Origin of the sequence: Nesterenkonia sandarakina (genome assembly GCF_003003175.1) — a bacterium.
GTDB lineage: Bacteria > Actinomycetota > Actinomycetes > Actinomycetales > Micrococcaceae > Nesterenkonia > Nesterenkonia sandarakina_A.
Genome location: NZ_PVTY01000017.1, coordinates 18,288 through 34,743 on the forward strand (window position 1 = coordinate 18,288; position 16,456 = coordinate 34,743).

General features: G+C 63.0%; 14 protein-coding genes. 7 read left to right on the forward strand and 7 right to left on the reverse strand.

The window, feature by feature from the left end; all coding sequences use genetic code 11:
* Positions 1-112 precede the first annotated feature (112 nt).
* From BCL67_RS12810 to BCL67_RS12830, 5 genes are all read right to left on the reverse strand, one after another.
* The gene (locus tag BCL67_RS12810) at positions 113-1,003 is read right to left on the reverse strand and encodes an ArdC-like ssDNA-binding domain-containing protein (RefSeq protein ID WP_106123818.1); all 891 of its coding nucleotides are present in this window, start codon (positions 1,001-1,003) and stop codon (positions 113-115) included.
* 520 nt (positions 1,004-1,523) lie between these two features.
* Positions 1,524-1,922 (reverse strand): hypothetical protein, encoded by a 399-nt coding sequence (locus tag BCL67_RS12815; RefSeq protein ID WP_106123819.1) that lies wholly within the window; start codon positions 1,920-1,922, stop codon positions 1,524-1,526.
* A gap of 32 nt (positions 1,923-1,954) precedes the next feature.
* Complete coding sequence (locus tag BCL67_RS12820; RefSeq protein ID WP_146131163.1) at positions 1,955-2,377, reverse strand: hypothetical protein; 423 nt, start codon at positions 2,375-2,377, stop codon at positions 1,955-1,957.
* 1,127 nt (positions 2,378-3,504) lie between these two features.
* A complete protein-coding gene (locus tag BCL67_RS12825; RefSeq protein ID WP_106123821.1) occupies positions 3,505-4,101 on the reverse strand; it encodes a hypothetical protein in 597 nt (198 codons plus the stop codon).
* Entirely contained in the window at positions 4,101-5,153 is a 1,053-nt protein-coding gene (locus BCL67_RS12830) for a transglycosylase SLT domain-containing protein (protein WP_181256009.1), read from the reverse strand. The genes BCL67_RS12825 and BCL67_RS12830 overlap by 1 nt, the downstream gene beginning before the upstream one ends.
* A 428-nt stretch (positions 5,154-5,581) precedes the next feature.
* Between BCL67_RS12830 and BCL67_RS12835 the strand changes: the two genes are divergently transcribed.
* The 5 genes from BCL67_RS12835 (at position 5,582) to BCL67_RS12860 (ending at position 11,518) form a co-directional block, all read left to right on the forward strand.
* Positions 5,582-5,770 (forward strand): hypothetical protein, encoded by a 189-nt coding sequence (locus BCL67_RS12835; RefSeq protein WP_106123823.1) that lies wholly within the window; start codon positions 5,582-5,584, stop codon positions 5,768-5,770.
* A gap of 99 nt (positions 5,771-5,869) precedes the next feature.
* Complete coding sequence (locus BCL67_RS12840; protein ID WP_106123824.1) at positions 5,870-7,108, forward strand: DNA cytosine methyltransferase; 1,239 nt, start codon at positions 5,870-5,872, stop codon at positions 7,106-7,108.
* A complete protein-coding gene (locus BCL67_RS12845) occupies positions 7,105-7,716 on the forward strand; it encodes an Eco29kI family restriction endonuclease (protein WP_106123825.1) in 612 nt (203 codons plus the stop codon). The genes BCL67_RS12840 and BCL67_RS12845 overlap by 4 nt, the downstream gene beginning before the upstream one ends.
* A gap of 481 nt (positions 7,717-8,197) precedes the next feature.
* Positions 8,198-8,827: a TetR/AcrR family transcriptional regulator gene (locus BCL67_RS12855; RefSeq protein ID WP_181256011.1), complete on the forward strand. Its 630-nt coding sequence runs from the start codon at positions 8,198-8,200 to the stop codon at positions 8,825-8,827.
* Positions 8,828-8,914: 87 nt separating this feature from the next.
* Positions 8,915-11,518, forward strand: coding sequence for an MMPL family transporter (locus BCL67_RS12860; protein ID WP_106123828.1), 2,604 nt, complete (start codon positions 8,915-8,917; stop codon positions 11,516-11,518).
* 100 nt (positions 11,519-11,618) lie between these two features.
* Here the strand turns inward: BCL67_RS12860 and BCL67_RS12865 are convergent, their stop codons facing one another.
* The gene (locus tag BCL67_RS12865) at positions 11,619-11,924 is read right to left on the reverse strand and encodes an HAD hydrolase-like protein (protein ID WP_374955652.1); all 306 of its coding nucleotides are present in this window, start codon (positions 11,922-11,924) and stop codon (positions 11,619-11,621) included.
* 977 nt (positions 11,925-12,901) lie between these two features.
* Here BCL67_RS12865 and BCL67_RS12870 point away from each other — a divergent pair.
* Positions 12,902-13,624 carry a response regulator transcription factor gene (locus BCL67_RS12870; protein WP_106123830.1) on the forward strand — a complete coding sequence of 241 codons (723 nt, stop codon included), beginning with the start codon at positions 12,902-12,904 and terminating at the stop codon, positions 13,622-13,624.
* Between the two features lie 53 nt (positions 13,625-13,677).
* Positions 13,678-14,757, forward strand: a complete 1,080-nt coding sequence (locus tag BCL67_RS12875) for a sensor histidine kinase (RefSeq protein WP_106123831.1) — start codon at positions 13,678-13,680, stop codon at positions 14,755-14,757.
* A gap of 93 nt (positions 14,758-14,850) precedes the next feature.
* Here BCL67_RS12875 and BCL67_RS12880 read toward each other — a convergent pair whose 3' ends face one another.
* Positions 14,851-16,095 (reverse strand): heparan-alpha-glucosaminide N-acetyltransferase domain-containing protein, encoded by a 1,245-nt coding sequence (locus BCL67_RS12880; RefSeq protein ID WP_308738006.1) that lies wholly within the window; start codon positions 16,093-16,095, stop codon positions 14,851-14,853.
* Positions 16,096-16,456: the final 361 nt, after the last annotated feature.

A 16,456-nucleotide genomic window follows, 5' to 3' on the forward strand; every position in this document is an offset into this window, starting at 1 on the left:
CGGTGTGCTCCGCTCAATGCGGTGCACACCGATACCGCGCTACACTCAAAAGGAAGGCCCGTACCTAGTTAATTTGAGTAACTAGGTCCGGGCCTTTCCTTATGGTCTCCGACTAGGCTGCGGCGGCAACCTCGGCAGCCGCGTCGGTCTCGGTCAACGCTTCATAGATGATGTGTGAAGCCTTCAACACGTTCGCCGCCGTGCTGCGTATTATCTCCGTGTCTCCCTGCGACCAGTTGGCGACATAGCCGATTGTGTAGCTGCTGCTATCGAGTCCAAACATTCCCGCGACCACGTAGGCCACGCTCTCGGCCTCGGTCTCGGCCGTGCCTCGATGCTGCATGTACTCAGCGGGCTCTAGATCCGCGTGCAGCACAACGTGTGCCGCTTCGTGAATCATGGTCTTAGCGCGCTGGGCCGGTGAAAGATTCTCCGAGATAATCACCCGGCGAAGCTCGGCACTGGTCATGCCGTTAGTCTCGCCGCCGATAGCCTCCGTGGTGACGGTCCATCCCTCATCGGTAAGCCACTTCTCTACGGCATCCGCGATGCCTTCGGCGTCCTCACCTTCGAGCCGGTGAGCGATCACTCCGGCGTTGGCCTTGTCCTCGTCTATTATCTCGGTCTGCGAGATATCGAACACTGACAGCGGCGGGAAATACTCGACGTAGCGTTCTTCGGTCTCGCCCTTGTCGTTCTCTTCCTCTATGCGCTTCTTGGCGTATCCCAAGATGCGGATTCCCTTCTGACCCTTGGCCACGCTGCGCCCGCGCGTCTGCCAGCTTCGGAAGCCCGCGACCTGCGAGGCTTCGGGCATCTGCGCCATGATAAGGAGCAGATTCGAGACAGAGTATTTGTGGAATGAGCGGCAATAGCTGAGGTACTTTTCCCACTGCTGCGAGTCGGTCAGGCTCTCGACTCCTGCGGCGATTTTGGCGTGCAGCTCGGCGGCTTCGGCCTTGCGCTGCTCGGGGGTCTTGGTGTTCTTGATTTTCTTAGCCACGGTAGCTGTTCCTCTCGGTAGTGGGGGCTCAGGACGGTTGCCCTGTCTTGGTCTCCCCCATCGTTTTTCCTGCTGGCGAGTTTCACGAGCTGCCCGCCTCGGAGCGGAGACACCGAAGGCCAGCCGGCCGGGAGTTTTTCGAGGAAATAAGCGAGGCACGAGCGCCGAGAAAAAGTCTTGGCCGGTGCAGACCCCGGTGAGGAACGAACCGGGGTTGTCGCAACGTAGAGCGGGCTTAGAATCCGCCAGGACAGCAGGAAAAATAAGGGTCCGGTGTGCAGCGAGGCACGAGCGGAACACCGGACCAGCACAGTCCGGGTCGATGCGAGGGACGAGCAGCGGACCGGGCCTCTAGTGCTGTGAGGTACGAGCAGCACAGCGGAGCGCGAGGGCGGGCAGCTCTCGCCCGGTGCGCGCCGCTCACGGCGGCGTGCGCCGGTCCCCGGCTCCACTCACAGGTGAGGCCCGGGCCTAGCCAATTTGAGTAGCTAGGTCCGGGCCTTGTGGCGTGCTGCGCGATTCAGGCGGGAATGCCCTGGTGTCCCTCGGATGAGTTATCGAGATCAAAATCTGAGTCGATGCGCAGCATCACCCCGGCGATCTGATCCGCGTAAATGCTGTTCGCGCTGTAGTGGGTGATGGTCTTTCCCTGGCGCTGGTACTCCACGCGGATATCGTAGGCGTCGGCTACGTTCAGGGTGATCATCACTCGCATGTTGCGGGGTGCCTCTGAGCGTTCACCGTTCTTCTTAAACGGCAGCATCCGGGCGAGGAACACGAGCGCGTGCGTCCCGTTCTCCTGGGTGTAGGTTCCGAGCTTGTGCGCTCCGAGACTCATCAACACCATTGGGGTGACCTGGCTGCAGATCGTGTCGGCAACATACTGAGCTTCTTCGCGGGTTTCGATGGTGGTCGTCATGGTGGTATCTCCTTCTGATTGGGTGGGTTGCTTTAGAGGTACTTCGCTGCGGCTTCGCGGGCGATATCCCACGGATCTCGGCCCTGATCCCCGGCGATGGTGAACGTTCCCCGGTGGCGGGTCTGGGCTGGCTCGGTCTCGTCGTACTCCCACAGCTCTGCCGTCTTAGGTGCCTCGGGGCACTGCACCAGGACCAGGGGCGCTACTCCTTCGGCGTTGACCTCACCGATAGCCAGAGTCATATTTCCTACGGCGTCGTACTGAGGTTCAATCGGGGTTGTTCCCTCGTCCTGCGCGGTGGCCAGTTCCTCGGCGCTGAGTTCATAGACGAAACTGCAATTGCCTTCCTGTGCGGCCTGGTAAGCCGCGTGCTCATAGCTCGCGTGACGGCCTAGAACCTGAGTCACTGCACAGTTGAGAACAGCGAACCTGCGGATGGTCTGTGTGGCGTTCATCGTGGTCTCCCCCATCGTTTTTCCTGCTGGCGAGTTTCACGAGCGGCCCGCGACGGAGCTGGCACACCGAAGGCCAGCCGGCCAAGAGTTTTCGAGGAAATAAGCGAGGCACGAGCGCCGAGAACAAGTCTTGGGCGGTGCAGACCCGGTGAGGAACGAACCGGGTTGTGCCAGTGGAGCGCGGGCATAAACTCCGCCAGGACAGCAGGAAAAATAAGGGTGGTTCCGGTGGTGCAGTGAGGAACGAACGGAAGCGCCGGGACCATCACAGCCGGACGCGTCAGCGGCCGTCATCTAGTGCAGCGTGCGGGTTATCTCGCTGCACAGTCTCTTGACTGACTGACGTAGCTCGATTGGCCCTGGGTCACGGCTAAAGTGCACGGCATGGAAGATCTGAGCATGCTCCCGCTGATACTTCTGATCCTGGTCATGATGATGGCGGGTGCCGGCGGCGCGGCGTGGTCCAAGCACAAGCGGCGGCGGTGATGTCGGGGAAGTGCGCAGCTCTTCCCCGGCCCGCGCCTAGTGGGTATTGTTGAGGGGACCAGTCCAGCCGGATTCGACTGAACTGGCCCCCTTGAACGGTCTAGAACGTGTGGCCCCGTCGATGCTTTGCAGAGCATCGGCGGGGCGTTCTATTGCGCTGCCTGCGCAGCTCAACAACCGCTACTGCCAGATTTACAGCGGCGGTAGCGAGTCCTAGACCGGCAAGGACGATAGCGGCAACCATTTCTGGCATGGCCTCGTCCTTTCGTGCGCCGAATCTCGGCGTCTTGCGCTCCTTGATGTGGAGCACTCCCCCCACCAGTCGGTCCGGGTGGGCTGTCAATGCCGGTAGAGTCCCGGCAGTTTCACCGGAACGGCGAGGGGCGGCAAAGTTCTGGCGCGAAATAAGGGAGCTTGCGACCGCGCGCCCGAAGTTTCCGGCGCGAGGGACCGAGGAACGAGGGCCTGAATCTGGTGGGACGTGCCTTGACAGGTCGGGAACCGGACCCGACTAGGCTGGGGAGACTCAACAGCGACCCCACCTGACCACGCGGGGTTTCAGGTCGGGGTGCCGCGCAGCGGGACACCGACACCAGCACTGCCGGCCGTTGGGCCGTCCGAGAAGCTTTCTCGTAGATGGCCTAAACGGTGTCGTAATTGAAGTCGCTGACCAGCAGCTCGCCGTCGTCGCCTTCCTCGAAATTGAAGTAGTACAGCCGTCGATCAGTGGGGTTGCTGATCACGTCGCCGGCCTCGTTGACCCAGACCCAGGTCACTTCGATGGACACAACCTCATTGGAGGTTGCTCGGTTCGGGGTGGCGGTCGGCTGGCTCGTTGCGCCGGCCTCGGCGGCTTCGAGCCATTCTGTGCCGGTCGCCGGCCGCTCGGGCGCGGTGATCGACTCGGCAAGCTCGTCTGTCATAAGGTCGCGGGCGCGCATTTCGGCTGCGGTGCGGTTGAAGTCCTCGTTGGGGTCCCAGGTGGTCATGATCTCTGCGACCTCCATCCCCAGTTCCTCCATCGCCTCGCGGTCAGCGAGGGGATCTTCGTCCTGTCCTTCATCCAAGGTCTCTTCGGCCGGCTCGGGCTGCGAAGCTGACGGGCTCGGCTCTTCGGTGGGCTCTGGCTCTTCGGCTGCCGGCTCATTGGATGAGACGGCGACGTAGGCGAACGCTCCCCCGGCGGCTGCCAGCAGCAGCACCGCGACGATGATTCCGATGATCGTGTTCCGGCCCATTAGCTGACGCCCTTCTCTCTCAGTAGCGGTGCGGGGTCTACGAGGTTTTCCCACCCTGGAATGGACTCGTCACCGTTGGGGGTGCCGATTTGGAAGTGTAGGTGCTCCCCTGCCGATGACCCGGTGTTGCCCTGGGTGCATAACGGGGTGCCGGGAGCAACGGTGTCACCGGGATTGACTTGGATGCTGTCAGCGGCGCAGTGGGCGAACTCGACGTGCAGCCCTGGGGCCTCGGGCTGCTTGGCCAGGACTACCCAGCCCAGTTGTCCCCAACTGTCGATGATGCCGGTTGCGCGGATCTCTAGATCCATTGGAGCGACGACGGTGGAGCCGGCGGGGCCGGCGAAGTCGATTCCCCGGTGATCGGAGACGCCGCCTGTGCAGTTCAAGGCGTTGAGGATCGGGCAGGATCGAGCACCAAAGTTCGAGGTCATGGCCGCGCCGGGTAGTGGACTGGTCCACTCCCCTGTGCCAAGCTCTCCGATCTCCTGGCCACCAACGGGTGAGCAGTCGGCCGAGTAGTTCCCCTGCGCGCTGCCCATGATCTCGTCTACATACTCTTCGGTCTCTGTGAAGCCGGGGATTTCCCCGGCGTTCTGCACCGCGCCGGGGCCGGCGTTGTACGCCGCGAGGGCGAGTTCGGCTAGTTCGCGCTCGTTGCCGGCGAGGTCCGATACTTCGTCGGACACAGCGGCCATATAGCGGCCCATCGCGGCTATGGCGTCGTCTGGGTTGAAGGGGTCCCCCCCGTCGCCGTAGGTGGCCCAGGTCTGGGGCATGAACTGAGCGATTCCCTGGGCTCCTACAGGGCTTTCAGCGTCGGGGTTCCACCCTGATTCGGCCTCGATCTGCGCGGCCAGGAGATCGACGGAGAGGCCCGATTCAGCGGCCGCGGATTCAAGGGCCTCTTGGTATTCCTCGGGGATAGCTGAGCTATCTTCCGTGGTGCCAGGCCGGCAGGAGGCTTGCGGCTGCTCTTCCTCTCCCCCACTGATGGCAATGGCGAGGATGAACAGCGGCACCCCAATCAGGACGGCGAGGATGCCAAGCACGAGGCCACACCCTGACCCTTTACTGTCCGACATTGGGTTCCCTTAGCCTAGATGTGCAATACGTACAACATTACGTCTCCGTGGTTACCACTGTATAGACGCCTAGCCACCGATGAGAACGGTTCAGATATATGTTGCGTTGGGTATACCCGAGAGCCACAGCTTCCTAGAACGAGGCGATCCCGCAACTTACGGGGCGGGAAGTCAACGCGAACTTCTTAGCGACACCTCTGGCCCAGGGTCTAGACCCTGGGCCACAAGCGCGACCTACCCACAGTCACACCACCGAGATGGAAGAACCTTCGGGTGTAGACCTCGATCATTGGGGCCGCTCGGCTAGAAAGGGGCCGCAATATCTCTTGCGTGGCGCGTATGTCTGAGGCCAGCCGTAGGATCGGCGGCGTAGTCCAAACGGAGGGAAATTCACGATGTTGAAAACACAGGACAGCGCTTACAACATCAGACCCGATGACGATGAGTTTGTTGTTGTCACAGAACCGTCCGGGAAGGAATGGCGAATTCACCGCGAAGACGCGGACCCTGAGCACCGCTTCGTCTCATACCGTCTTGCCGCAGGCTGGTTCGGCAATCTTCCGGCGAAATATGCGGTGGACTGAGCCTTAACGTCCTTTCATCCGAGCTGCGGCAAGGTTCTGGTGCCGCCTTCCGTGCGCCCCTCCTGCAAGCCACTGTCCCAGGGCGATACGATCACTAGAATGGAGTACTTCGAGCAGGAGGGTCAGAGCAAGCCCATCCGCGGTGTGGAGCTTTTCGCCGGAGGTGGCGGCTTGTTGCTGGGCTCGAGCCTGGCAGGCGTCGAACATACGGCTATTAACGAGTGGGACCGATGGGCGTGTGGAACTATCCGTGAGAACGCTGCCAACAACTATCCCCTAGTACGCGACGCCCGCGTCGTCGAGGGCGATGTTCGTGGCATCAACTGGGATGACATTCCTTATGCGGATGAGGTCGACGTCCTGACAGGCGGACCGCCGTGCCAGCCATTCTCTCTCGGCGGCATCGCCCGTAGCGCCGATGACTCGCGCGATATGTTCCCAGCCACTACTTCAGTGATCGAAAAGCTGCGCCCGCGCGCGTTTGTCATCGAGAACGTCCGAGGCCTGACCCGCAGCACTTTCACGGACTACTTCGAGTTCATCAAACTCCGGCTGCAACACCCCGAGCTCCGCGCTCGGGAGGGCGAGACCTGGGTCGAGCACTACGCTCGACTGCAGAAGGAACACACCTCCGTCGCCAGCGACCTGAACTATCGCCTAGTGACCACTCTGGTCGATGCTGCTGACTACGGCGTCCCGCAGCGTCGGCACCGAGTCTTCATGGTCGGGTTCCGCTCCGATGTTGATGCAGACTGGAGCTTCCCGCAGGCCGAGTACTCCGCTAGCGCGCTGCTCCGCCACCAGATGTCCGGCGAGTACTGGGAGCACCACAAAGTCAAGAAATCCGACAGGATTCCTGTACGCGCCGCCCTTAGGGAAGAAGACGGCACGAAGCCATGGCGCACCGTGCGCGACGCGCTGGTAGGAATGCCGAAACCCGCGAAGGGCCAGACTGCTCCCGGGTGGCTGGACCACAAACTCCAGCCCGGCGCTCGGTCGTACCCAGGCCACACCGGCTCTCCGCTGGATGAGCCCAGTAAGGCGCTCAAGGCCGGCGTTCACGGCGTCCCCGGCGGAGAGAACATGATTCGCTACCCCGACGGCACCGTGCGCTACTACTCCACGCGCGAAGCCGCCCGCATCCAGACCTTCCCTGACCGCTACGCCCTCCATGGAGCCTGGACTGAGGCGATGCGTCAGATCGGTAACGCTGTGCCGGTTCGCCTGGCTCAGACCGTCATGTCCAGCGTCGTTGAGCACCTGGAGTTGGACCGAACCAAGCGCACCGCTGCGGAACTGGAACAGCAAACCAGAGCCCGAGAGCTGATGAACCAGTGACCAAGCCCTTCGACCCCCTGGACTATGACAATCTGGGCACCTCTATTGCACGAGCACTAGAGGAACAACCGGTCACCCCTCTGGTGAATCTGCGGAGGTTCGACGGCGCAGGTGTCTACGCCCTGTATTACACCGGGGACCACCCTGCCTATGAGCTGCTTGCCAAGATGAATCGTGAGCATCCCGGGTCATGGGCCATTTACATCGGTAAAGCCGAGGCTGAGAATAACCGCAAGGGTGACCCGGATCAGGCACTCAAACCTGTCGGACCCAAGCTTTTTAGCCGTACCCAAAAGCACCGCAAGTCAATCGAAGCAGCCATAAACCTAGCCGTTGCGGACTTCCAGGTGAGAGCTTTGGCTGTGGCACCCACGTGGGTCTCGATGGCTGAGATCGTGGCGATTCGGTTACACAACACCCCGGTGTGGAACAAAGTTGTGGATGGGTTTGGTGGCAACGCGCCTGGGGCTGGGCGCCAGGCGGGTAAACGTTCTCGTTGGGACACTCTCCATCCCGGCCGTGACTACGCGGAGAACCTGGGAGACCGAAGCGAATCTACCTCGGATATCGAGCAGGAGATTCGCGAATACCTCAGAGCCCGTCTTTGATCGAGAGGTTGACGATGTCGACAGCTCCGAAACCACTGACCGATGAGGAGCACGCCGAGGCCGAAGCCTGGGGTATGAGCGAGGAGCGCTACCGGCAAGCAAAAGCTGACATGGCTAAAACCGAGCGCCGGCACGGACCTGAGTCCGACTACGAAGATGCAGCCATGCAAGCGGAGGCCAGGATGAACGGGCTATAGCCCAGATCCTTCTGACGACTTCTATCAGTATGCCTACTTCGGTCGTGCGCTTGTCTTCTAACCCTTAGGTTGCAAGACAGCGGATGAGACACATCTGCCTCGGACGAAGTTCCGCGATCGCGCAGCACATAATTCCCGAGGAGTCTCGCAACCATGTCTCGACAGGATCGAGCAGTCATCTGCACTCGACCTTGGTTGCAAGACACCTCCACCCCACCCGCGACAAATACTTCTCAATGACGGCACAGGCAAGGGAGCAGTCTTGGCCCGCTACGATATCGCCCATGGCATCTGAGGCACAGCGGTCCGACACCGCAGAACCGCGACGGGGACGTCCGCGCAGCGAAGCCTCCCACCAGGCGGTCCTGGATGCCACGACACGACTGCTACGCGAGAGCTCCTACGAGGAGCTCACAGTGGAGGCCATCGCGTGTGAGGCCAGAGTGAGCAAGCAGACCATCTACCGCTGGTGGAAGTCCAAAGCTGCCGTGGTGCTGGAGGTGATGCTCACCGGAGACGCCGAGATCGAGCTGGGGCCCGTCCCATCCACCGGAGACCTGCGCGCAGACTGCCTGACCTGGATCCGTTCCATGCTGGTCAAGGCTTTCCAAGAAAACTACGTCGGGATGGCGCGGAGTCTTTTGGTGGTCGGCCTTCAAGGCGACCCGGGGACCGAGCGGCTGCTGCAGCAGGCGAATATATGGGACCACGGCCTGCTGGCCGTGCGCCTACGCGAAGCCCAGCGGGCCGGGGAGCTCCGCGAAGGAGTCGACATCGCCGCAGCCTCCTCAGCGATCAGAGACCCGCTGATCTTCCGCATGCTCATCGGCTCCGCACCGAGCCAGAGCTGGGCCGAGAGCCTCGTCGACGTCGTCGTCACCGGACTTCTGCGCCCAGAAAATGGTCCCACCTGACCTCTGCTGGAGTGTTTTCAGTCTCATTCGGACTTCACAATCCTCTCAGCGAATTTCGAGACGTAGCGTTCCCTTTATGATCGTGTCATGGCAAAGCTCCTTTATCGCCTCGGCCTCCTCTCCGCCCGCCGAGCCAAGACCGTCATCGCAGCCTGGTTCGCCATGCTCGCCCTCGCCGTCAGCTCCTTCCTCGCCTTCGGCGGACAGCTGACGGATCAGATCACCTTGCCCGACCTGGAGACCACTGCGGTCGCCGATCGTCTGGCCGAGGAGATGCCTGACTCCGGCGGCGGCAACGCCTCAGCGATCATCCGCACCGACGACGGCGAGCCGTTCACCCAGGAGCAGGAGGACCAGGTCGCCGAGTTCATCGAAGAGCTCGAGGCTGATGACATCATCAGCAGCGTCACCGACCCCTTCGCCACCGAGGAAGAGCTCACCAACGCGCGCAGCGAGATCTCTTCCGGCCAGGAGGAGCTTGAGTCCGGCCGCGAGGACATCGAGACCGGTCGTGAGGAGATCGAGTCCGGTCGTGAGGAGATCGAGGAAGGATTCGAACAGCTCGACGAGGGCCAGCAGCAGCTCGACGCTGCCATCGCTGAGGCTCAGGAACAGGGCATCTATGAGGCAGCCGTGGACCAGTTCGAGGCGCAGCAGGCCGAGATCGATGCCGGCCGTGCCGAGCTCGAGGCGGCCCAGCAGGAGCTCGAGTCCGGCGAGGAGGAGCTGAACTCCGGCGAGGACGAGCTCACCGAGGCCGCCGAGGAGCTGGAGCGCGGTGAAGCTCTCCTGGAGCTCTCCTCCGGTGCCCAGGTCGTCTCCGAGGACGGCGATGTCGCCGTGCTGATGCTCAACTTCACCGAGCCCATGGAGAGCATCGGCACCGAGGACCTGACCACCGTCTCCGAGGCCATCACCGACGCGCAGATCGACGGCGTCGAGGCCCTGCCCGGCGGTGACCTCGACTTCGAGCTTCCCCACCTCTTCTCCGTCGCGGAGCTGATCGGTCTGATGATCGCCGCCGCTGTGCTGCTGATCATGCTCGGCACGCTCATCGGTGCCGGACTGCCGCTGCTCAACGCGCTGATCGGCGTCGGCGTCGGCGTCGCCGGCGCGATGGCGCTCTCCGGGGTCGTCGAGATGATGTCGATGACTCCGATCCTGGGACTGATGCTGGGACTCGCGGTCGGCATCGACTACTCGCTGTTCATCATCCACCGCCACCGCCGACAGCTCAAGGACGGCATGGCCGTCCACAAGTCCATCGCCCTGGCCACCGGGACGGCCGGCAACGCCGTGGTCTTCGCCGGCGCCACCGTGGTGATCGCGCTGCTGGCGCTCAACGTCACCGGCCTGCCGTTCCTGGCGCTGATGGGGACCGTCGCCGCAGCCTGTGTGGCCATCGCGGTGCTCATGGCGGTCACCATGACTCCGGCCATGCTCTCCCTGGTGGACCGCAGGATCCTGGCCCGGAAGGAGCGTCGCCACATCGGGGAGCGGCGCACCAAGGGGATCACCACACCGATGGGCCACGGCAAGGCGATCGGCATCGCCGCAGTCGCACTCATCGGTCTGGGAGTGCTCTCCATCCCGACCTTCGACCTGCGCCTCGGACTCCCGGACGCCAGCTCCAACGCCGAAGACTCGGCCTCCTACCAGGCCTACACCGAAACCGCGGAGGCCTTCGGCGAGGGGGTCAACGGGCCGCTCCTGGTCCTTGCCGACCTGCCCTCCGGGCTGGATGACACCCAGGCGCAGGACTACCAGATCGAGATCGGCACCGCGCTGCTTCAGAACGAGAACATCGCCGCAGCCGTGCCCGCCGCGCTGAACGACGACAACACTCTCGGGGTGTTCCAGGTCATCCCTGAGGAGGGTCCGGCGGCAGAGTCCACCGAGGCGCTGGTGCATGAGTTCCGCGAGGGAAACCCGCTTGCAGGAACCGAGGCGGCCGATGTCGAGCTCTCCGTGGCGGGCATGACGGCGGCGCAGATCGACATTTCCGATGTGATCTCCGATGCGCTGCCGCTCTACCTGGCGCTGGTCATCGGGCTCTCGCTGCTGCTGATGATCATGGTGTTCCGCTCGATCCTGCTCCCGGTGATCGCCACGCTGGGCTTCGTCGGGTCCTTCGCCGCCGCCGTGGGCATCGTCGTCGCAGTCTTCCAGTGGGGTTGGTTCGGTGAGATCTTCGGCGTGACCACGCCGGGCCCGGTCTTGACCTTCCTGCCGGTGCTGATGGTCGGCATCCTCTTCGGATTGGCCATGGACTATCAGCTCTTCACCGCCTCCGGGATGCGTGAGGCCTACGCCCACGGCTCCGCACCACGGCTTGCCGTGCGTCAGGGTCTGCATGCCGGGCGCTCAGTGGTGACCGCGGCGGCGCTGATCATGGCCTCGGTCTTCGCCGGATTCGTCTTCACCGATGATCCGATGATCGCCTCCATGGGGCTGGGGCTCTCCGTGGGCGTGCTGCTGGATGCCTTCGTGGTCCGGCTGATGCTGGTGCCCGCGCTGCTGCACCTGGCCGGGCCTGCCGCCTGGTGGCTGCCGAAATGGATGGACCGCCTGATCCCAGACGTCGACGTCGAAGGCGCGCAGCTGGAGCGCGAAGTCGCACCCGAGACCGTCGAACCCGGCGACGGGCTTCAGCCACTGGCCCGTGAAGAGGAGCCAGCAGGTACGCGCTAATACCGACGGTGCACACAGCAGCGCCCGGGACCTGTCATCAGGGGCCGGGCGCTGCTCTGTGTTCTGCCAATGTGTGTGTTCGCCAGGCTGAGCGCGGGTTCTACTGGGAGTCGTCGTCCCGATCCACCGGATCGTCGAGCAGCTCATAGACGCCGTTGACGATCTGATTCGGTCGGAATGGGAAGTCCGCGATACTCGCGCGGCTAGAGATCTCGATCATCACCAGGACGGTGTGCCTCCCGACCTCTATGCCCGCCAAAATATCGGTGTCCATCCGGTCACCGATCATGGCAGTCTCCATGGAGTGGGCGCCGAGATGATTCAAGGCCGAGCGGAACACCCTAGGATTCGGCTTGGCTGCGGTATGGAGTTCTCCACCGGTTTGTTTTCTACTACATCTCGCCAAACGGCAACCATCATGGAGTGCATGGGCACCTGGCCACGTCCCTATCTTTCAGAGCTCAGGGCCCGCGCCATCGTACTGATGTCCGAGGGTCAACCGATCAGGCAGACTGCGGCCGATCTCCATCTCATCTCGCGGACTGCTTGCATCACCATGTATGAACTCCCCACACGTCGCACACCCAGACGTGAAACAGGAAGGTTCGACTCGAGCAGGTCTTCGGCTCTAGATGCCCCAAACGAAGTGTCACTCTGATGCACGCAAGCCGATCGACTTATGTGCACCGGCGCACTCAAGAGAGTATCGGATGACAATTGGGCGGGGCGTTTTGCGCCACGGTCTAGTCCCAGTTCAGCTGGATCCCCGATTCACCAAGCGTCCTCAGGGACCAGCCCAAGGCCCTCCCCTACTGTGGGAGGCCTTTCGGGCACCCGGAGGCCGGCTGAGCTCACGAGAAGCCCGCCTGGGACAATTCACCAAGCGGGCCTGCCTAGCCCCCAGGGGTAAAGGACTAGGTGACCTACACTACATCACCGACTCCCCACTCTCCTCGGGCGCGTCTCCCGCGACGGAAAGCCACCTGGCGCGACGACTGGCCAATTGGAAGGCCCGCCAGGGACGGAGGAGTCACCAGGCGGGCCATGCCGGGTCCGCATGGGACCGGACCCAACGGGACAACAGTATCCACGGAGCCCTGCCAATGACCAGCCCCGTTTAGCATCCCGCCTGGGATGGGATCCCAGACGGGCGCCGTCAACCCCGAGGTCAACGAAACCTTCAGCAGACCCCAGAGCCTCCGCTAAATCCACGGTGGTTCAGCCGAAACGGTGATACACCCTAGTGCCCCAGTTTAAGTCGCCATACCTACGGCTAGGCGAACTATCATCACTGGCACGAAGGAAATACGTCAGAGCCTTACGGGCACGGGGCTTTCGGAGCCCGTGCGGAACGCGTGGTCCCGCCTTGATCGAGGAGCTCAGATGAACACAGCACCAACCGGGCGGGTCCTCGTGGTCGACGACGAAGTCGATCTGGCCCGTCTCATCGAGGGGTATCTGCACAAAGCGGGGTTAGACGTCGCGGTGCGCCATGACGGCACTGCAGCGGTGGCCGCGGTGCGCAGCTTCGACCCGGACGTGGTGGTGCTGGATCTCGGGCTGCCTGGCATCGACGGGATCGAGGTGTGCCGGCAGCTGCGCACCATTTCGGACTGTCACGTTTTGATGCTCACCGCCCGGGATGATGAGATCGACAAGATCATCGGGCTCTCGGTAGGGGCTGATGATTATGTGACCAAGCCCTTCAGCCCGCGTGAGCTCGTCGCCCGGGTCCAGGCCATGCTGCGCCGAGCCCGCACCCACAACCCGCAGGCTCCGACCTCGCTGGATGCGACAGGTCAGAAGCTGGTGATCGAGGACTTGGTGGTGGATGAGGCCGCCCGGAGAGTGCAGCTCGGAGGCGAATCGGTGGCGTTGACCCGCATCGAGTTTGATCTGCTGGTGTCTCTGGCTACTCACCCGCACCAGGTGTTGTCCCGGGCTCAGCTGGTAGAGCTGGTCTGGGACACCGCTTGGACCGGAGAGGACCATCTGGTGGATGTACACATCGGACGGATCCGGAAGAAGCTCAACGATGATGCCTCGAACCCGAGGTTCATCCACACCATCCGTGGGGTCGGGTACCGGATGGGAACTGGCCGATGACCTCCACCGAGAATCACCGCGTGTGGTCATGGGGCCCGTTGACGGTGCGGTTGATGCTGGCCCAGACCGCAGTGCTGGCGGTCGGGCTGATCATCGTGGTGGCCACCGCTGTGCTGGTGGGGCCTTCCATGTTCTACCGCGAGCTTGTTGAGGCCGGTCACGCCTATGAAGCCACCGGGCTGATCCACCTAGAGGATGCCTTCCGCTCGGTCATTCTGACCGCTTTGGTCATCGGCGGGCTGCCGGCCCTCTTCATCGCCGGGCTGCTCAGCTTCTACCTCTACCGCACCATCGGCCGCTCTCTGAGCTCGTTCAGCACGGCCGCAGGGGAAGTCGCTGCTGGCAACTACGAGGTGGAGGTCACCTCCACAAGGCTGGGTCCGGAGTTCGACTCGCTGGCTACTTCCTTTAACAACATGGCCGCCAGGCTCGCCGCAGTGGACACCACTCGGCGCCAACTGTTGGCCGATCTGGCCCATGAGATGCGCACCCCACTTGCCAGTCTCAAGGGCCATCTGGAGGGCCTCGAGGACGGGGTCGTGGAGTGGGATGCCCGGACGATCGGGATCTTCAACGCGCAGATCGCCCGCATGGAACGCCTCGCTCGTGACATCCGTCAGCTCACCGCCGACGAGGAGGCCACGGCCAAGTTGCAGCTCACTCTTCAGGACCCCGCAGTGCTGGCCGCCCAGGCGGTCGCGGCCATCGAGCCCGCCGCCGCGGCTAAGAACATCACGGTCAGAGTCAGCAGCGCCGGCCCGCTTTCAACACCAGTGCCGTTGGATCCCGAACGCACGGGTCAGGTGCTGGGCAATCTGCTGGAGAACGCCCTGGGCCACACACCCCCCGGGGGTGCCATCAACGTGCACACCGAAAACACACCAGACGCGGTCACCCTCACCGTGGCCGACACCGGTGAGGGCATCAGTCCCGAGAACCTTCAAAATGTCTTCGCGCGGTTCTACCGGGTCGAGACCGGGCGTGAAGCCCACCGTGCAGGCTCAGGGCTGGGGCTGGCGATCAGCAAGTCCCTGGTCGAAGCCCAAGGTGGAACCCTGGAGGCAACCAGCGACGGGCTCGGTCATGGAGCCAGTTTCCACATCCGGCTTCCCCGCACCCGAGCGCTGCAGTAATTCGGGGCGCCCCTCACGCGTCTCACGGGCCGTCCCGCCACTGGGGAGGCCTGTGCCGGAGTAGGGTGTCCTCCGTGGTGCAGGCGCGGGGGCTCAGGTCTCGCTGCCCCGACCACCGGCGACGTTTCGAGATTGATTTTCAGCTCCGGACACCAACCGTCGAGTGCCCTTCACACTGGTGCTGACCACCTTCTCCAACGGGCCTTGCCCCAGCGACCGCTGCCAGAGCATCGCGAACACGGCTGCCGCGACCAGGTGGATCACGAACCACAGGTAGGGCTGGCCGTAGTGGACCTCGATCGAGAGGGCGACCAGGTGGGCGGTGTACAGGGTGAAGGTCATCGCGCCCATTGCCGAGAGGGGCAACAACCATTTCCCGACCTTGGGAGCGATCAGCAGGAACACCCCCAGCACGATCAGGCTCACGCCGAGGCTGGCCATGATCGCCAGCGGAGTGTTGGTGTGTGGGGTCGTGATCGCCAACCACCATCCGGTCGAGGCTGGCAATGAGTCCGGGCCCCAGATCAGGATCTGATCTAGTTCGTACTCACTCATCCCGGAAGCACTCAAGAGCCGCTGGTACCCGCCGAAGGCGTAAAGCAGGACAGATGACGTGACGTACGCGAAGATCGTCAGCCCCACGCCTACGACCAACACCCGCACCTGCACCGCGGTCTCCCGCAGATTCAATCGTCCCAATCCCAGACCGACCAGCAGATACGCCATGTATGGCAGAGCCGGGTAGGTGCCGGTGAGCAGCAGCTGGGAAGCGACGGCTCCGGGCTCGGTCAACACGTCGATGAACGTGGGATTATACGAGCTCCACGCAGGCAGTTCGCTAACAAGATTCTGCATGAGTATCGGGGATACGATCCCGAACACCGCCGCGCAGGCGAACAACACTTTAGGGCCCATGTGCAGGAACGGGATCGCGAGCAGGAAGAACACACCGTAGTAGAGCAAGATGCCATATGCCGGAGGATCCGCCGGCATTAGAGTTCCGAGCCACAGACCGACCACCGCGATCAGCAGCGCTCGGACCAGCAGCCCGACCCGGTCAGCGGTCATCCTCCTGCCCTGATGCGGGTTCCGACCACCGGAGGTCAGCGCAAGCCCCACCCCTGCGAGTAGCGCGAACAGCGCTGCTGAGTCCCCGGAGAACAACCGCCAGGACCAGCTGACTCCCCCTGTCTCTTCGTTCCACGCTGGCAGCAGATGGATCGCCATCAGCCCCAACAGGGCGAGTCCTCGTGCGGCATCGATGCCCACCAACCGGGCCCGGGACCGCACTGGAGTCTCCTTGATACTTTCCGTCCCAGTCTTTGAGGTCTCACGCACGTGTATTCCTTTCCGGTCCGTCCCTGAAAGGGACGGTGAAGTCTGCAACCGATGTCTGTCCCAGGTGTCCCCCGGGAGTATTAGTTCCAGAGTGCCCGCTGCACTTGGAGCCGCAGTCGCGGGAACCTCAAGATTAGGTAAAGAGAATCCCGAGGCCACCGGTGAGGAGCTGCGAGACCCGCGGTGGAGGCTTAAAACTGCGCGCAGGGTCCAGACTGATCACTCGGCGCAACGGAACGACAGCTGACGTCGTCACCGCTAAACGTCCCGGGCTGGCGAGGTCCTGAGGCACGAACGACACCTGCCGGCCAATGCCCGTAAGCCGGTCGCTCACCGGGCACTCCCCCACCCAAAAACCAGC

Excerpts from the sequence above, each read along its gene's own strand:
- BCL67_RS12815 (WP_106123819.1), bottom strand. The coding sequence starts at position 1,922 with ATGACGACCACCATCGAAACCCGCGAAGAAGCTCAGTATGTTGCCGAC.
- BCL67_RS12820 (WP_146131163.1), bottom strand. The coding sequence starts at position 2,377 with ATGAACGCCACACAGACCATCCGCAGGTTCGCTGTTCTCAACTGTGCA.
- BCL67_RS12825 (WP_106123821.1), bottom strand. The coding sequence starts at position 4,101 with ATGGGCCGGAACACGATCATCGGAATCATCGTCGCGGTGCTGCTGCTG.
- BCL67_RS12835 (WP_106123823.1), top strand. The coding sequence starts at position 5,582 with ATGTTGAAAACACAGGACAGCGCTTACAACATCAGACCCGATGACGAT.
- BCL67_RS12840 (WP_106123824.1), top strand. The coding sequence starts at position 5,870 with ATGGAGTACTTCGAGCAGGAGGGTCAGAGCAAGCCCATCCGCGGTGTG.
- BCL67_RS12855 (WP_181256011.1), top strand. The coding sequence starts at position 8,198 with ATGGCATCTGAGGCACAGCGGTCCGACACCGCAGAACCGCGACGGGGA.
- BCL67_RS12860 (WP_106123828.1), top strand. The coding sequence starts at position 8,915 with ATGGCAAAGCTCCTTTATCGCCTCGGCCTCCTCTCCGCCCGCCGAGCC.
- BCL67_RS12870 (WP_106123830.1), top strand. The coding sequence starts at position 12,902 with ATGAACACAGCACCAACCGGGCGGGTCCTCGTGGTCGACGACGAAGTC.
- BCL67_RS12875 (WP_106123831.1), top strand. The coding sequence starts at position 13,678 with ATGCTGGCCCAGACCGCAGTGCTGGCGGTCGGGCTGATCATCGTGGTG.